We start from the raw sequence: 15942 nt of genomic DNA on the forward strand, positions 1-15942 counted from the left end.
GAAATGACTGTATTAGAAATAACTATCCGAGTGTTACTTATTTTGACTTTACTCAGCGTATTGCTTTTTATACTCTTTCTCTTTTTCTTTATCAAAACGGCGAAAGAAGTAAAATTTGTCGAAAAAAAACGCAGTAAAAATACGAAAAGAAAGCGCCAGCTGGCACGTAAGCGAAAACAGTTACGAATCGAAAAGAAAAGAATGAAGCGTCGGACAATCCTCTTTATGGTGTTAGCAACTCTGTTTTTGGGAGGGAGTCAATTCGTTTCGTATTACCAATCAATGACCTTAAGTAAAGAAGATGAAGATGTCATTGTGAAAAGCTATTTTTTACTAAATGATTTTGATCAACAACTAGAAAACGCAAAAACAGAAAGTGAAAGTAAGGATAAAATAGATGGAAATATCCGTTATTTAGCTGGGGCTATCACTAGCTATGGAGCGAACAAAGCTAGTGATTTGAATACGGAAGAAGGGCAACTAGCACTCAATCGCTACTACAAAGCAATGCTAGATATCGGAACTAATGCCATGCGTATGACAACTGGCATTTATGGAAATGAGGAAATAGCTTCAGACTATCAAGCAGATATAAAACGAGCTCGAGTTTATCAAAAGAAAGTATTTGAACTATATAAAGTCGACGAATCTGCCTTGAAAAAAAGCAAAAGTAATTCTTGATTAGGGCTGACAAATGAGCATAAACAGACAAGCCAGACCAACACAAAACGAACGATCAAAGATTGAGCAGATAAAATCAAAGCGAAAGAAAAATCCGAGCAAGAAATCGAGAAAAAGAAAACAGCAACAGCAAAAAAGACAGGCTAGTAAACAAAAAAAACGTAATCAGTTTATTCGTGAAGGGTTATTTAGTTTATTTTTACTAGCAATATTAGTCTATGGTCAATCTTTTTTCTTTTTTAGCTTAGCGAAATCAACGAGCTATGCCATGAGCCCAACGTTAAAGTTTGGGACGTATGTTTTAGTTGAAAAAACACAAAGAATTCAGAGACTAGATGTTGTTTTGATCAAACGGGAAAATGCACAAAAAACAGAAATAAAGCGCATCATCGGGTTACCAAATGAAAAAGTAGAATATAAAAATGATCAACTGTTTATCGACGATGAAGAACGAACGGAACCTTTCATCACAGAAGAGAAAAAATCAGCTCGTAAGAATGAATTCATGTATACAAAAGATTTTACCCTAGCTGACTTAACTGGGGAAACAACATTAGCAAAAGATTGTTATTTTGTCTTGGGAGATAATCGGTTGTATTCAACAGATAGTCGTGAATATGGTTTAATTAAAAGAGCAGAAATTATCGGAGTTGTAAGTACGCGTTTTTAACTAGGTTAAAGTTAATGTGTCTTAAGTCTAAAGCATGAAATAAAACTGTTCACAGGTTTTATCTCATGCTTGTTTTTTTATCTAGAGAAAATATCAGGATTTCTAGTTCAATAAAGGCAAGTGTGGTATACTATTTAGGAGTAAATTCAAGAGAATGCTAGAAGGAGGATGTTTCTACATGTCAGAAAAAGAAACATTTTATATCACTACCCCGATTTATTATCCAAGTGGACAACTACATATCGGCAATTCATATACTACAATTGCCTGTGATGCGATGGCCCGTTACAAACGCTTGATGGGCTTTGACGTGTTTTACTTAACAGGTGTGGATGAGCACGGACAAAAAATTGAAAATAAAGCTTCAGAATTAGGCGTTACACCGAAAGAATATGTCGATAAAATGGCGGCAGATGTTCAAAAATTATGGAAAACACTTGATATCAGCTATGATAAATTCATCCGTACAACAGATGATTACCATAAAAAAGCCGTTCAGCAAATTTTTGACCGCTTATTAGAACAAGGCGATATTTACCTTGGTGAATACGAAGGCTGGTACTCTGTTTCAGATGAAGAATATTTTACTGAAACACAATTAGCAGAAGTCTATCGTGATGACGAAGGCAAAGTGATCGGTGGAAAAGCACCAAGCGGCCACGAAGTTGAATTAGTCAAAGAAGAATCTTATTTCTTCCGCATGAGTAAATATGCGGATCGTTTATTAGATTACTACAATGAACATCCAGAATTCATTCAACCTGAATCACGTAAAAACGAAATGATCAATAACTTCATTAAACCAGGCTTAGAAGACTTGGCTGTATCACGTACGACATTCTCATGGGGCATTCCATTGTCTAATGATCCCAAACATGTGGTTTATGTTTGGATCGATGCTTTGTCAAACTATATCACAGCTTTAGGCTATGGCTCAGAAGATGATAGCCTGTTCCAAAAATATTGGCCGGCAGATGTTCATATGGTTGGAAAAGAGATCGTCCGTTTCCACACGATTTATTGGCCGATTATGTTAATGGCCCTAGAATTACCGTTACCCAAGAAAATTTTCGGTCACGGCTGGTTATTGATGAAAGATGGAAAAATGTCTAAATCTAAAGGCAATGTCGTTTATCCAGAAATATTAGTTGATCGCTACGGCTTAGATGCATTACGTTATTACTTATTACGAGCAATCCCGTTTGGTAGTGACGGTGTCTTTACGCCAGAAGACTTTGTTTCTCGTTTAAATTATGATTTGGCGAATGATTTAGGGAATTTATTGAACCGTACGATTGCGATGATCAATAAATACTGTGAGGGACATGTTCCAGCATATGCCTCTAAAGTGACACCTTTTGACAGTGAGTTATCCACAACTGCTGCGAATGTGATCGGTAAATACCATGAAGCAATGGAGAAAATGGAATTCAACACAGCAATTGCTGAAGTTTGGACCTTGATTTCACGTGCGAATAAATATATCGATGAAACACAACCATGGGTTTTAGCCAAAGATGAAGACAAGAAAAATGAGTTAGATAGTGTGATGGTCCACTTAGCTGAAAGTTTACGCATTGTAGCGATTCTGTTACAACCAGTGATGACTGAGACACCGACAAAAATCTTTGAACAACTAGGCTTAGATCCTGATACGATGAATATGGAAGAGATCCACTTCGGTGAGTTTCCAACAGATGTCAAAGTTATTGCGAAAGGAACACCAATTTTTCCTCGTTTAGAGATTGATACAGAGGTACTTTATATTCAAAAGAAAATGTCTCAAAATACGCAAACGACAACAGAAGAAATCAAATGGGATCCAGAAGAAACGGAACTTATTTCAACAAAAGACAAAGAAATCAAGTATGAAGATTTCGATAAAGTAGAACTAAAAGTAGCAGAAGTCATTGATTGTAAAAAAGTTAAGGGTGCTGATAAGTTACTACAATTCCGTTTAGATGCAGGAGATGAGCAAGATCGTCAAATCCTTTCAGGTGTTGCAGAATTTTATCCAGATCCAAGTGCTTTGATTGGTAAAAAAGTCGTGATTGTTGCAAACTTGAAACCAAGAAAAATGCGTGGGCAGATCAGCCAAGGAATGATTCTTTCCGCTGAATCGCCAGAAGGCAAATTACAAATCATCGACGCACCAAAAGAAATGCCAAATGGTGCAATTATTGCCTAATAAAAGTGACATTAGAATTAATAGTTCAAAAAAGCAATTAACAGCTTGTTAATTGCTTTTTTATATAAAATGTATATAAATGATTAATAATTTGACAAATATTAGTTATTTATAAGAAAATTAAAAATATTATAAACAAGCATATCAAAAATGATGTTTTTATTGTATTATTACTTAGAGTCATAAAAAAAAGAGTAATCTACAAGGAGAATGTAAAATGAGAATGAAGAAGTATATGATGGGGATCATTACAGGAGTTGCAATTTTTTTATTAGCAGCGTGCGGATCAGATCCGAGAAAAGAATTTACAAATGAGCTGTTTAGTTCTAAAAGCAAAGACTACAATGCTGCCAGCTTTGAGATGAAAATCAAAGACTTGACGTATGATGGTGATGAAGGCGGCGCGTATGTAAAAATGATTGCCAGCCAATTAAAAGACATGAGTATTGAAGGAAATTATGCAATTGATGATAAAAAAGATACTATGGAAATGGAGATCACAGCGAATCTATTTGGAGAGAAATTACCTTTCCAATTCGTTGGCAGTAAAGACAACTACTATATGTCTACTAGCTTTGTCTCAGGTTTGTTAGATCTAGCGAATTCATTTGGTTATCCACTTGAATTAAGCAAAAGCGATTTAAACGAATTAAAGGGCAAATATATCGACATCGCTCAAGCAGGCGATACGCTTACATCAGGTGAGTTAGACAAGAAAACAAATCCATTGAAGAACAAGTCATTTACGAATGCTGAAAATTCTAAAATGGGCAGAGAAGTTAAAAAATTGATCGAAAGCTTCGACAAAAAATCTTTTACAGCAGATAAAGATGTCGTGACACATACGTTTACTAAAAAAGAAATTATCAAGATAATGGAAAAAATAGACGAAGTTGCCAAAGAAAACAAAGAGTACAAAAAGTCAGATAGTGAAAAAGAAATGAAAGATGCTATCAAGTCATTGAAAAATGATCTAGATAAAATGGATATCAAAGTCAGTATCAACGAAAAGACGAAAGCTGTCGATATGGAAATGGCTTTAGCTGCTACGGATGAAGATAATGCTGAAATGAGTATTGTGATGTCAATTTCCACAACACCGAAAAAAAATAGTGGAAAAATCAAAATGCCAAGTAAAAAGGAAATCATCAGTCAAGATAAGTTAGAAAGTATTTTAGAAAATATTACTGGAGCTGCTACAAATGATTCAGAATTAGATGATGATTCGATCGATTATAGTGACTTGAAGGATGATCCGGAAATTCAAGAAATGTTGGATGCTCAATTAGATGAAATGATCGAGCGGATTGAAGCAAATCCAGAAGCTGTAACAGAAGAAAAAGCAAAAGAAGTACGTGAAGAAGCGAAAGAATATCTTAATGATAAGCAAATGAAAAAATTAAACGATGCGTTGGATAAAGCGTTGAAAGCTGGAACAGTTTAACAAAAAATGATGAAAAACAATGTTTCCTGTAGCTAAATCATAGATTTGGCTATTGTGGAGAACATTGTTTTTTTCTACATATGTTCTTGACTTGCTGGAATAGGTTATAATAGTCAATAAGAATTCTTAGGGTAAGGAGGCCCCATATGTGTGTATTTTGTGAAATAACAGATTTTGTTATTGAAAATGAATTAGCTGGTGCTTTTTATGATAAATTTCCTGTTAGCACCGGGCACCTATTGATCATACCCAAAAGCCACAGAATGGACTATTTTGATTTATCTATAGCAGAAAAGCAAGCAATCGAGGAGCTACTTCAAATTGGCAAAAAGCTACTTGAAGAGACAAATGAGCCTGCGGGTTTTAATATCGGGACAAATTGTGGCATTAACGCGGGTCAAAGTATCATGCATTGCCATATACATCTGATTCCTAGATATCTTGGCGATATGGTAAACCCAAAAGGCGGTGTACGAGGTGTGATTCCTTCAAAACAACATTACTAAAGAAGAGCGGTGATATTAATGCAGTTAAAAGAATTAACGGTAGCAGATGAGCTACGCTACTTAGCTTTTGCAAAAGAGTGGGGCTCTTTAGAAGAAGCTAAAATAACTCCGACATCTGCTAATCTAAATGGGCTGACTTTTTCGGAGTGGCTAGATAAACTACAAAAAGATAAAGATATCAGAAAGAATGATTTTGTTCCAGCAGATACACTATTTCTTGAAGTTGATTGGTGCTGTTCAACTAAGATATGCATTAACGGATAGACTTGTGCAAATTGGTGGGAATATTGGTTATGGAATCGTTCCTTCTGAAAGAGGAAAGGGCTATGCGAATTGGCTACTTGCACAAGCTTTACTTATCTTTCAAGAGCGTGGTTTGTCTAAAGTAATGCTTACGTGTGACAAAACGAATAGAGGATCGCAAAAAACGATCCAAAACAATGGTGGTATCTTGTCTGATGAGTATTCTGTTGAAGGAAAAATAGTCCAGCGGTATTGGATCGAGTTATAGTGTAAAAAATAAACTGTCTCTTATAAAAATTGAGGCAGTCTATTTTTCGTCACATACTTCTTCAGCAACCAGTCGACTAAAATTTTAATTTTTTATTTGATTTAATTCTACGGAAACGAGTTGGTAACAGCATGATCAATAGTGCATAAGGTACGCTAATAATCGACCAAGTCAAGGCTCGACTCAAACTGTTGTTTTTGTACAACCAATTAAGTAAAAAATGTAGACCCAAGATACTAAAGGCAACAAAAATCAAGACCGCATACGTCGGTTCATTTTTGATAGTCGCTCTAAAAATACTGCCGATTAAAGGGACGAGATAAAAATAAGCACTAGTTAATGAAATCCGCCAACTTTTTGCGATAGTCCCAAGGTTTATCAAGAAAAATACAATAGACAGTACAATTCCAAGCGGTGGAAAAAAGGCGATCAAAGCGGAATATACAGCACCCCATAAAAGCATCAAGGGACCTTTTACAATTGCCGCAAGACCAACAAAAATTGCTATCAAAAGAAATTGCTGCGTCATCGTACCATAAGCTAACAACCCAAAAAGAATCAGTAATACCCAGTGCCAAATCGTATTGACTTGAGGTTTTCGTTGAATCGTTACGTTTTTTTGAATCGTAGTTTTTAGAAAGTCAGATTCTTCAAAGAAATTTTTCAAAAAGCACTCACTCCTATCAAATTAAAAATCAGACTGGAGTTAAGTTTACTGCGAAGTAGATAAAAACACATCGGACTAAAGTCGGTTTTTTCCGATTTTTTTATTCAGGCACGGTTGATTCTTGCACTGTAACAACCTCTAGCTGCATTGTGAACATCAACGAAGGCAATTTTGTCATTTGCTAAAATATGACTGATGACCTCTGGCGTTAAACTTTTAGGTTCATAGAGGTACGCATCAATGATCATTCCCAAGATATCGTAGCAGCGAAGAGAAGTAAAGCGATCATAAATAACGGAGGGAATTTCATTTAGTTGTAAAGCTGATTCGCCTTTTCCTAAGGTAACGAAAATAGGTCCAGTTGCGTCATAAGGAGATTGCATACTTAAATGGTGATAGTTCAATAAATAGGTGGTCTCACCTATTAGACCTTCTTTCAACGAAATTCTACACGGAAAGCCAGGGGAACTGTCAACAATCTGTTTTTTGATATTTTTTGCTTCTAATTCTTCTGTTGTCATGGCGTTTAACCAAAGAAAATCTTTTCTTTTGAGACCAGTGATTAAAAAATTATTTTTCATATTTAGTACCGTCCTTTCTCTAGTGAACAGTAGCAGTATACTCAAAAAAATCGTCTTTTTCTTTCGAAAAATGGACAGTAAATTTTTTTTGTATTGCTTTGGACTAGTTAAGAAATTAGTTAGCTATTTTAGCAAATATAAAAGCGTGAAACCCTTTAAATTCAAAGAGTTTCACGCTTTTTTTAACAGTTTAAAGTCCTAAGTTTAATTATTCAAGCGCAAGCAATGTGGAAAGCTCTCCAATATAAGGCAGAAATACTTGTTTCATCCCACGAGAAATAGCTGTATAAAGAATTTTTTTCTCGCGCTCCGTTGTTCCATAACGCAATGTCGAAGGATCGTGAATAATCACATTATCAAACTCAAGGCCCTTAGCCATATCAATTGAAAGAATTTGGGTAGCATTCGTATTATTTTTTTGGGACAACTGATGCTCTAATTCTTCCGCTTCCACCGCGTTTTTCGTAATGATCACAGTCGCTTCTTCAGAGGACAATGAGCCTAAAATTGAAATAAGTTTCTCTAAATATACTTCTTGATCGTTACAAGAAATAAACACAGGTTTCTCGCCATCTTTTCGGATCGAGACAATGTTTAGTTTCTCATGATTTGTCACTAAAGTCTGAAAGAGCTGAGTGATTTCTTTACTTGAACGATAACTATTTAATAATTGATAAGAGGTAACTGAACGGCTGGACGCCGATAATAATTCTTGTAGATCAATAAAACTAATCGACGTGTTAAAAATCGCCTGATTTTCATCTCCTGCTAAGGTAAAGTTAGCTTGTGGGAATAATTTAAGCAGTAAAAGAATTTGAGCTTCAGTATAATCTTGTACTTCATCCACCAAAATAAACGCCATTTGTCTATTCGATAAATCTTCAATAAATTTATCTTTGAGCAATAACAAAATCACTACTTCATCTGCAGTATAGGCTGTTGTTACTCTTTCATATGAAACCTGTTGATAACGCTGATACAATGCTTCAAAAAGCAACCATTGGTCGAACCAAGCGACGTCAGTAATCGCATCTACCACTTTGCGGTATTTTTGCTGTAGTCGTTGAAGCGCATACGCTACTAATTGTTCCTCATCTTCTGCATCAAACGTTGTATCAAAATAGCGCAATTGTTCTGCTTCAGTCAAATCTTGCATCTGATCGATCATTTGTTTAGACTTCGATTGTTTGATCAAATAACGATTCCACAAACTTGAAAGTTTTTCTTTTGTTGCAGAAAGTCTGTCTCTGATTGATAAAGTAGTTGGTGTTTCTTGATATAAACCAAAAATCAATTCAGCAGAAAATATCGGTTTACGTTTGAATAAAATCGGTTTAAATAATGATTGTTGAATCAAAGATGCATCTTGGAAAGCTTGAATAAACGCCACAAAATTCTGCGATTGAATCACTCTTTGTTGGGCATTGACTTGTTCAGCAGTGATGCGTTTGAAATAGTCGGATTCACTTTCAATTGGCGCTTTTTCACGAAAGGTAAATTTAAGAAACTGCAACAACGTCAAATTTAAGGGATTCCGTTCACCTAAATTCGGCAACACTTGAGAAATATAATCAATAAAGGTTGAATTGGGTGAAAGCAGTAAAATATCATCAGCGGTAATTTTGGTCCGATGATTATAAAGTAAATAAGCAATTCGCTGCATGATCGCAGAAGTTTTTCCACTACCAGCAATTCCGTTGACCAAAAGCAATGGGTGGCTTTCATCTCGAATGATTTCATTTTGTTCTTGCTGGATTGTTGTGGTGATATCTTTCATGTACTGAGAAGAATCAGCCTCTAGTGAATGAAGCAAAATATCATCTTGGATCGCAAGACTGGTATCGAAAAAGTTGAGCAACCGATCCTCTTCAATAATCAATTGTCTTTTTAAATTTAAGCTAACAGGTATTTCTGTTTTGTTGACGTAATAACTGCTGTCACCTAAAACATTATTATAAAAAAGTGAGGCAATTGGCGAACGCCAGTCATAGATTCGTGATTCACCGTCAAGATTTGTAAAGTCATTCATCCCGATATAAAAGACATCACGATCAGAATCGTCATCTAAGAAGGTTACATCAATTTTTCCAAAATAAGGGACTTTCAGTAGTCGTTCGACTTTTTCTAGTTGTTTAGCAGCCGTCTCATTTTGAATGTTTAACTGATCGATTTCTCTATTTTTCATTTCCATCATGGCAAACGTTTCTAAGTTATCTGAGTAACTATCAAAATTTAGTTTTGTATCGCCGCTAAATTGCTCTAACACCGATTTTCCAGTCGTGTTGACTTCATCGATAGCGGTTTGATAGGTGTCTTTTGCTTGGCTCAATTCTTCATAAACCTGTTGCAGATGTTGGGTTTCTTGTGTGCGATCGTTTGACATATTGGTTCCTCCTGACATAAATTGCCGTGACCGAATAGTATAAGCTATTTTTTTGAATAAAGCAATTATAAGAAGCTGATAATTTATCGGTGCTGTCCATTCAGCTTTTGGCTAAAATGTGATAAAGTATAGAAGACAGAGGAGGAGTTTACTTGATTTTTGATTCTCATACCCATTTAAACGCAGAACAATTTAATGAAGATATTCCAGAAACAATTGCACGTGCGAAAGAATTAGGTGTAACAGAGATGGCCGTGGTTGGTTTTGATACACCGACGATCGAAAAGTCTCTGGAACTTAGTCAACAATATAAAGAAATCCAAAGTATTATCGGCTGGCACCCAACCGAAGCTGGCAGCTATACGCCAGAAATCGAAAAAAAACTGCAGCAATTATTAACGACACCCAAAGTAGTAGCCCTTGGCGAAATCGGTTTAGATTATTATTGGATGGAAGATCCAAAAGAAGTACAAGATCGTGTGTTTCGTCGTCAAATCGCGATCGCTAAAGAGATGAATCTGCCAATCAGTATCCATACACGAGATGCGATGGAAGATACTTATAACATTTTAAAAGAAGAAGATATTCGTGATATCGGTGGAATCATGCACAGCTTTAGTGGTGACCCTGAGTGGATGGCAAAATTTTTAGAGATGGGGATGCATATTTCTCTAAGTGGCGTTGTGACGTTCAAAAAAGCGCTGGAAGTGCAAGAGGTAGCTAAAGCAGTCCCGTTAGATCGTCTATTGGTCGAGACTGACGCACCGTATCTAGCACCTGTTCCCTATCGAGGCAAACGTAATGAACCAGGCTATACTCGTTATGTAGTGGAAAAAATCGCAGAACTACGAGAAGTTCCCTTTGAAGAAATAGCTAGACAAACAACAAATAATGCCCATCGCTTATTTAGGTTAGCCGAATGACAGATAAGTTGCGAATTGAAGAAATTATTGTCGTTGAAGGAAAAGACGATACCAGACGAATTCAAGAAGTTGTCGATGTAGATACGATTGAAACGATCGGATCTGCAATCAATGAGGATATTTTAGAACAAATTCAACATGCGCAAGAAACGCGCGGGGTCATCATTTTTACTGATCCAGATTTTTCAGGTGAAAAAATTCGCAAAACGATCATGGAAGTTGTTCCTGATGCTAAGCATGCATTTCTCTCACGAAAGCTAGCTGCGCCTAAAAAAAGAGGGAATAGTTTAGGCGTGGAACATGCCAGTGATGAAGCGATTTTAGAAGCACTAGAAAAAATTGTGACACCTGTTAACGGGTCTGATGATTACCAAGAAATACCTAGACAAACCTTGATCGAATATGGTTTAATAGCGGGAGCTCGTGCAAAAGAGCGTCGTGAAAAATTAGGGGACGAATTGCGCATTGGCTATACCAACAGTAAGCAATTGACCAAACGCTTGAAAATGTTTCGTATTACAGAAAAAGAACTGATAGACGTAATGAATAAGATAAACGAACTACCTAGTGAAAAATCGGAGGAATCAATTTGACAGAATATAAAGAAATAGCCACGCCTTCAAGAACCAAAGAAATTTTGAAGAAACATGGCTTTTCATTCAAAAAAAGTTTAGGACAAAACTTTTTAACAGAACCGAATATCTTACGTAAAATCGTCGAGACGGCAGGGATCGATACGCAAACCAATGTAGTAGAAGTAGGTCCCGGTATTGGGGCATTAACCGAACAGCTAGCTAAAAATGCTGCACAAGTTTTGGCGTTTGAAATCGATGATCGTCTGATTCCTGTTTTAGAAGATACGATGAGTCCCTATCGAAATGTCACAGTTATTCATAATGATGTGTTAAAAGCAGATTTAGTCGGTACAACCAAAGTGGTCTTTAAAGAAGAGCTTCCGATCAAAGTCGTTGCCAATCTACCTTATTACATCACAACACCGATCATGATGCACTTTTTAGAATCTGATTTAGAGGTACAAGAAATGATCGTCATGATGCAAAAAGAAGTTGCAGATCGCATCTCGGCAAAACCCGGAACAAAAGCATACGGTTCGTTATCGATCGCGGTTCAATACTTTATGGAAGCAAGCATTGCGTTTATCGTACCAAAAACCGTGTTTATTCCGCAGCCAAATGTTGATTCGGCAATCATCAAATTAACAAAACGTGATAAACCGGCCGTTGAGGTAACGAATGAAAAAGAATTCTTCAAACTAACAAAAGCCTCATTCCAGTTGCGCCGTAAAACACTATGGAACAATTTGATTCATTTTTATGGTAAAGATGATGGAACCAAAGCTTGGTTGACTAATAGTTTGACAGAAGCAGAAATCGATCCTTCACGTCGAGGAGAAACCTTGTCGTTAGTGGAGTTTGGTCGTTTAAGTAATACGTTAGAAAAAAATCGTTAAAAAAGTGGATTGAGAAAAATTGCTCTATTTTTCTCAACCTCTTTTTGTTATACAAAATAACGCAGCGAATGTTATACAAAGAGGTTGGAACAGGAGCTGCTTCTATTGACACCGATTATACGGATTTCATGTGGTTGAGATATAACTCGAAGAGTTATGTTCCTATCACAATTTATTTTGACTTTATGTAAAATAATTGGATTGAGATATTGACTTTTTTCAAATATCAAGCATAATTGTAGTTAGAAAGCGCTTTCTTAAATAAGGAGTGATACTGTGGAGAATAAGAAAACAAGAAATGTTACGTGGATGCTGGTAGCTATTTTTCTGGGATACACCTGTATTTATGTTGATAAAACGACAATTGGAATGTCGCTGGTGACAATTGCAAATGATCTAGGGTTTGATCCGCAACAAAAAGGATTGATACTCAGCGCTTTTTTTCTAGGATATACGATTTTTCAGATTCCATTTGGTTATTTATCTAATAAGATCGGGACGAGAAAAATGATGATTACGTCTGTTTTTTTAGTAGGAATTTTTCTTTTCTTATTTGGATTTGGTTTTTCTTTATTGTATTTTATTTTGATCCGGTTTATGACAGGAGCAGTGGCCCATTCAGGTTATCCGTCTTCTGTAAGTACCTTTATTTCACAAGAACTACCAATCGACAAACGCGGACCAGCGCAATCGACAATGATCGCTTCTTCTGGTTTTGCGGCAATCGTAGGACCGTTATTGATCGCTCCTCTTTTACTACAGATTGGTTGGCATAAGACCTATTATTATTTAGGTGTAGCAGTTCTTTTGATCGCCGTTTTAATGTATTTTGTGATCCCTAAAGAATTTGGCGGGGTGAAGGAGCAGTTAAAAAATAAAAATGCGATTTCATTTCGGGAAGTATTGAAGGACCGAAATGTTTGGATTTTAATTTTTGCAGCATTTTTTATCAATGCTGCGATATATGGACTGAATGGTTGGATGGCGACTTATCTGGTTGAAGCTCATGGGCTGGCCTTAACTCAAACAGCCTATGTATCGGCTATTATTGGCTTTTTCACGATGGTAGCTGCAATGGTGGGTGGCGTTGTGGTCAATAAGTATTTCATTGGTAAAGAAAAAAACGTCATTTTCATTGCCACTATAGGTGGAGGGATTTTTGCCGTTTTAGTTTCAGTTGTGGGAACGTTTTTCCTGAGTATGTTGGCGTTAACTTGCGCTGTGGCTTTTGCCAGTTTAGCATTTGCGACATTGATGAGTATTCCGGTGAAAATATTTCCAACAGATGAAGTGTCTGCAAAATATGCAACGATTAATGCGATTGGTGTTTCAGGTGGATTCGTTGCACCGACGATTATTGGTGCATTGATTCAGCTTTCTAATGGTGCTTTCTTTAGTTCATTTTTATTTATAGGTATTTCATTTATTGTTGCTGGAGCAATTACTTTACTCGTTAAAAAAAATGAAGAATCTTAGTTCAGAATTTTGAAAAAATGAAAAGGGTGTGAGAAAATGTGTACAGGAATTACAATTAAATCAATCAAAGGCAATAGTTACTGGGGAAGAACTCAGGAATTTAATTTGTTGCTGGAATATGATGGTGCAATTATTCCAAGAAATTACGATCTGACTGTTTCGTTAGATCATTTTTTTACACGTTATGCTGCGATGGGGGTCTCAATTGCAGGTCAGCCGTTATTAGTGGATGGTGTTAATGAAAAAGGATTGATGGGTGGTTCTTTTTACTTTGGTAATTATAACCGGTATATCAAATCAGACAAAATTCGCGCGATGGGAAAATTACCACTAGCAGGGGCTGAATTTGTGACCTATGCGTTAACGAACTATGCTTCGGTCGAAGAAATTAAAGAGCGGGCAAATCAAGATACGGCAATTGCAATTGTTGATAATCAAATGGGAATTCCCCAGCATTATGTATTCCAAGATGAGTCTGGTGCGTCTGTTGTCGTTGAGCCGTCGATCGATGGTGGGTATGAAATTTATGATAATCCTGTAGGTGTTTTTACAAACAGCCCTAAATTTGATTGGCATTTGACCAACCTTCAAAATTATGTAGGACTAAGTGATACGATAGCACCGGATATTCAGATGGATGATCTTCATGTGTTTTCAAATGGCAAAGGGTCTGGTTTACGAGGGATTCCAGGAGATTTTACCCCACAATCTCGATTTGTTCGCGCAGCGTATTTAAAGCATTTTTCGGAGACAGTAGACGACGAACAGGCAGTAGAACAGATTTTCCATATTTTAGATAGCTTTGATATTCCCAAAGGTGTTGTGAAAGTCAGTTCAGATACAGATGTGCAGTATACGCAATATACCAGTGCTTATGATAGTAAAGAAAAGCAAATGTACATTCATTTGTATGAGAATCGTATGATCCAAACATTGTCTTTAACAGCTGGTATATTAGATAGTTCAGCACCTCAATATTTTGAATTAGAGACGGAGCAACAGTATCATTCATTGCCTAAGAAATAGGCACAAAATAAAGTAGATGGAAGAGAATTACGGGAGAGACTAGCCATAGCACCGAAGGAATAAATAATCAGTGGCGCAAACCACTGATCATGAAGATCTCAGGTAAAAGGACCGTAATTGGACATCACTCTGGAAAGCGAAAGCACCGAAGGAGCAACTCTTCAAGAGGAAGACGAATCTCTCAGGTTTTGTACAGAGGAACAGGCATTTTTTTAACATGCCTGTTCCTCTGTTTTTATATAGTTTATCTAGCTTGGAGGTGTCATCGGTTAAGTATTAAAAATACAAAAAAGCAAAGGAGTAGAAAAGATGGATTTAAAAACACCTTTATATGACGCACATCTTGAAGCAGGCGGGAAAATGGTTTCATTTGCTGGTTACACACTACCTGTTCAATATAAAGATAGCGGTGTGATCAAAGAACATTTAGCTGTTCGAAATCAAGTAGGATTATTCGATGTTTCCCATATGGGAGAGGTCGTTTATGAAGGAAAAGATGCTTTAGCGAATTTGCAGTATGTATTAACTAATGATTTTAGTAATTTAGAAGTAGGTCGTGTTAGATACACCTTGATGTGTAATGAAAATGGCGGTGTAATTGATGATCTACTCGTTTATAAATGTAGCGATGAAAAATATTTATTAGTAGTCAATGCAGCGAATAGAGCAAAAGATGTTGCATGGATGAAAGAGCACTTATTTGGTGAAGTCGAATTTTCTGATCAATCGGATCAATTTGTTCAAATTGCGCTCCAAGGCGCATCTGCCAAAGAGATCATTGGGAAACTAACGAAAGAAGAAGAGATTCCTAAAAAATATTATAGCTTTACTGAAAATGCTAATGTAGGCGGTGTAACTTGTTTATTATCACGAACAGGCTACACAGGCGAATTTGGTTATGAATTGTACTGTAAACCAGAAGACGGGATCAAATTATGGAATCTATTGCTGAAGACGGGGCAAGAATTTGGCATCATTCCCTGTGGCTTAGGAGCTCGTGATACCTTACGGTTAGAAGCTGGGATGCCGCTTTATGGTCATGAAATGACAGAAGAAATTACTCCTCTTGAAACGGATTTAAATTTTGCCGTCAAGATGAAAAAAGAAGATTTTATCGGCAAAAAAGCGCTCATTGACAAAGGGGAACCTAAAATTACTCGAATCGGTCTACAGTTAACAGATCGAGGAATTGTTCGTGAAGGAGCTGATGTGTATTTTCATGATAAGAAAATCGGGCAGACCACCTCAGGAACCATGTGTCCATTCATTAATAAAGCATGTGCAATGGCATTAGTTGAGAAAAATAGTGTTGAAATTGGTTCTCCCATAGAAGTTGAGGTTAGAGGCAAAAAAATTAAAGCAGAAGTAGTCACAATACCGTTTGTAAAAAAATAATTGGAAAAGAAGGAGTCGTT

16 protein-coding genes and 1 riboswitch are annotated in these 15942 nt (G+C 36.5%); of the genes, 13 read left to right on the top strand and 3 right to left on the bottom strand.

The genetic code is table 11. The annotated features are described in order from the left end of the window. The first annotated feature begins 3 nt into the window (after nucleotides 1-3). From RV15_RS02665 to RV15_RS02690, 7 genes are all read left to right on the top strand, one after another. Nucleotides 4-681, top strand: coding sequence for a hypothetical protein (locus RV15_RS02665; RefSeq protein WP_071876515.1), 678 nt, complete (start codon nucleotides 4-6; stop codon nucleotides 679-681). A gap of 13 nt (nucleotides 682-694) precedes the next feature. Then, entirely contained in the window at nucleotides 695-1351 is a 657-nt protein-coding gene (gene lepB, locus RV15_RS02670; RefSeq protein WP_083429074.1) for a signal peptidase I, read from the top strand. Nucleotides 1352-1529: 178 nt separating this feature from the next. Further along, the gene (gene metG, locus RV15_RS02675) at nucleotides 1530-3539 is read left to right on the top strand and encodes a methionine--tRNA ligase (RefSeq protein WP_071876516.1); all 2010 of its coding nucleotides are present in this window, start codon (nucleotides 1530-1532) and stop codon (nucleotides 3537-3539) included. Nucleotides 3540-3756: 217 nt separating this feature from the next. After that, nucleotides 3757-4983 (top strand): hypothetical protein, encoded by a 1227-nt coding sequence (locus RV15_RS02680; RefSeq protein ID WP_071876517.1) that lies wholly within the window; start codon nucleotides 3757-3759, stop codon nucleotides 4981-4983. Between the two features lie 146 nt (nucleotides 4984-5129). Beyond that, entirely contained in the window at nucleotides 5130-5489 is a 360-nt protein-coding gene (locus RV15_RS02685) for an HIT family protein (protein WP_071876518.1), read from the top strand. A gap of 18 nt (nucleotides 5490-5507) precedes the next feature. Next, entirely contained in the window at nucleotides 5508-5753 is a 246-nt protein-coding gene (locus RV15_RS18575; protein ID WP_139242963.1) for a hypothetical protein, read from the top strand. Then, the gene (locus RV15_RS02690) at nucleotides 5707-6000 is read left to right on the top strand and encodes a GNAT family N-acetyltransferase (RefSeq protein WP_167364071.1); all 294 of its coding nucleotides are present in this window, start codon (nucleotides 5707-5709) and stop codon (nucleotides 5998-6000) included. The genes RV15_RS18575 and RV15_RS02690 overlap by 47 nt, the downstream gene beginning before the upstream one ends. A gap of 76 nt (nucleotides 6001-6076) precedes the next feature. Here RV15_RS02690 and RV15_RS02695 read toward each other — a convergent pair whose 3' ends face one another. From RV15_RS02695 to RV15_RS02705, 3 genes are all read right to left on the bottom strand, one after another. Further along, a complete protein-coding gene (locus tag RV15_RS02695) occupies nucleotides 6077-6667 on the bottom strand; it encodes a hypothetical protein (RefSeq protein ID WP_071876519.1) in 591 nt (196 codons plus the stop codon). 104 nt (nucleotides 6668-6771) lie between these two features. After that, a complete protein-coding gene (locus tag RV15_RS02700) occupies nucleotides 6772-7248 on the bottom strand; it encodes a DUF1203 domain-containing protein (RefSeq protein WP_071876520.1) in 477 nt (158 codons plus the stop codon). 208 nt (nucleotides 7249-7456) lie between these two features. Beyond that, nucleotides 7457-9631 (bottom strand): HelD family protein, encoded by a 2175-nt coding sequence (locus RV15_RS02705; protein ID WP_071876521.1) that lies wholly within the window; start codon nucleotides 9629-9631, stop codon nucleotides 7457-7459. Nucleotides 9632-9783: 152 nt separating this feature from the next. Between RV15_RS02705 and RV15_RS02710 the strand changes: the two genes are divergently transcribed. The 6 genes from RV15_RS02710 to gcvT all read left to right on the top strand — a co-directional run bounded on the left by RV15_RS02710 (nucleotide 9784) and on the right by gcvT (nucleotide 15922). Next, nucleotides 9784-10554, top strand: a complete 771-nt coding sequence (locus tag RV15_RS02710) for a TatD family hydrolase (protein WP_071876522.1) — start codon at nucleotides 9784-9786, stop codon at nucleotides 10552-10554. Next, entirely contained in the window at nucleotides 10551-11147 is a 597-nt protein-coding gene (gene rnmV / locus RV15_RS02715) for a ribonuclease M5 (RefSeq protein ID WP_071876523.1), read from the top strand. Before RV15_RS02710 ends, rnmV begins: the two co-directional genes overlap by 4 nt. Beyond that, nucleotides 11144-12025 carry a 16S rRNA (adenine(1518)-N(6)/adenine(1519)-N(6))-dimethyltransferase RsmA gene (gene rsmA / locus RV15_RS02720; RefSeq protein WP_071876524.1) on the top strand — a complete coding sequence of 294 codons (882 nt, stop codon included), beginning with the start codon at nucleotides 11144-11146 and terminating at the stop codon, nucleotides 12023-12025. Before rnmV ends, rsmA begins: the two co-directional genes overlap by 4 nt. A gap of 276 nt (nucleotides 12026-12301) precedes the next feature. Then, complete coding sequence (locus RV15_RS02725; RefSeq protein WP_083429076.1) at nucleotides 12302-13501, top strand: MFS transporter; 1200 nt, start codon at nucleotides 12302-12304, stop codon at nucleotides 13499-13501. 36 nt (nucleotides 13502-13537) lie between these two features. Then, the gene (locus RV15_RS02730) at nucleotides 13538-14527 is read left to right on the top strand and encodes a linear amide C-N hydrolase (RefSeq protein ID WP_071876525.1); all 990 of its coding nucleotides are present in this window, start codon (nucleotides 13538-13540) and stop codon (nucleotides 14525-14527) included. Between the two features lie 20 nt (nucleotides 14528-14547). Continuing rightward, nucleotides 14548-14651: riboswitch (glycine riboswitch) on the top strand. A gap of 185 nt (nucleotides 14652-14836) precedes the next feature. Beyond that, the gene (gene gcvT / locus RV15_RS02735) at nucleotides 14837-15922 is read left to right on the top strand and encodes a glycine cleavage system aminomethyltransferase GcvT (RefSeq protein ID WP_071876526.1); all 1086 of its coding nucleotides are present in this window, start codon (nucleotides 14837-14839) and stop codon (nucleotides 15920-15922) included. Nucleotides 15923-15942 lie beyond the last annotated feature (20 nt).

It is taken from the genome of Enterococcus silesiacus, assembly GCF_001886225.1.
Taxonomy (GTDB): Bacteria; Bacillota; Bacilli; order Lactobacillales; family Enterococcaceae; genus Enterococcus_L; species Enterococcus_L silesiacus.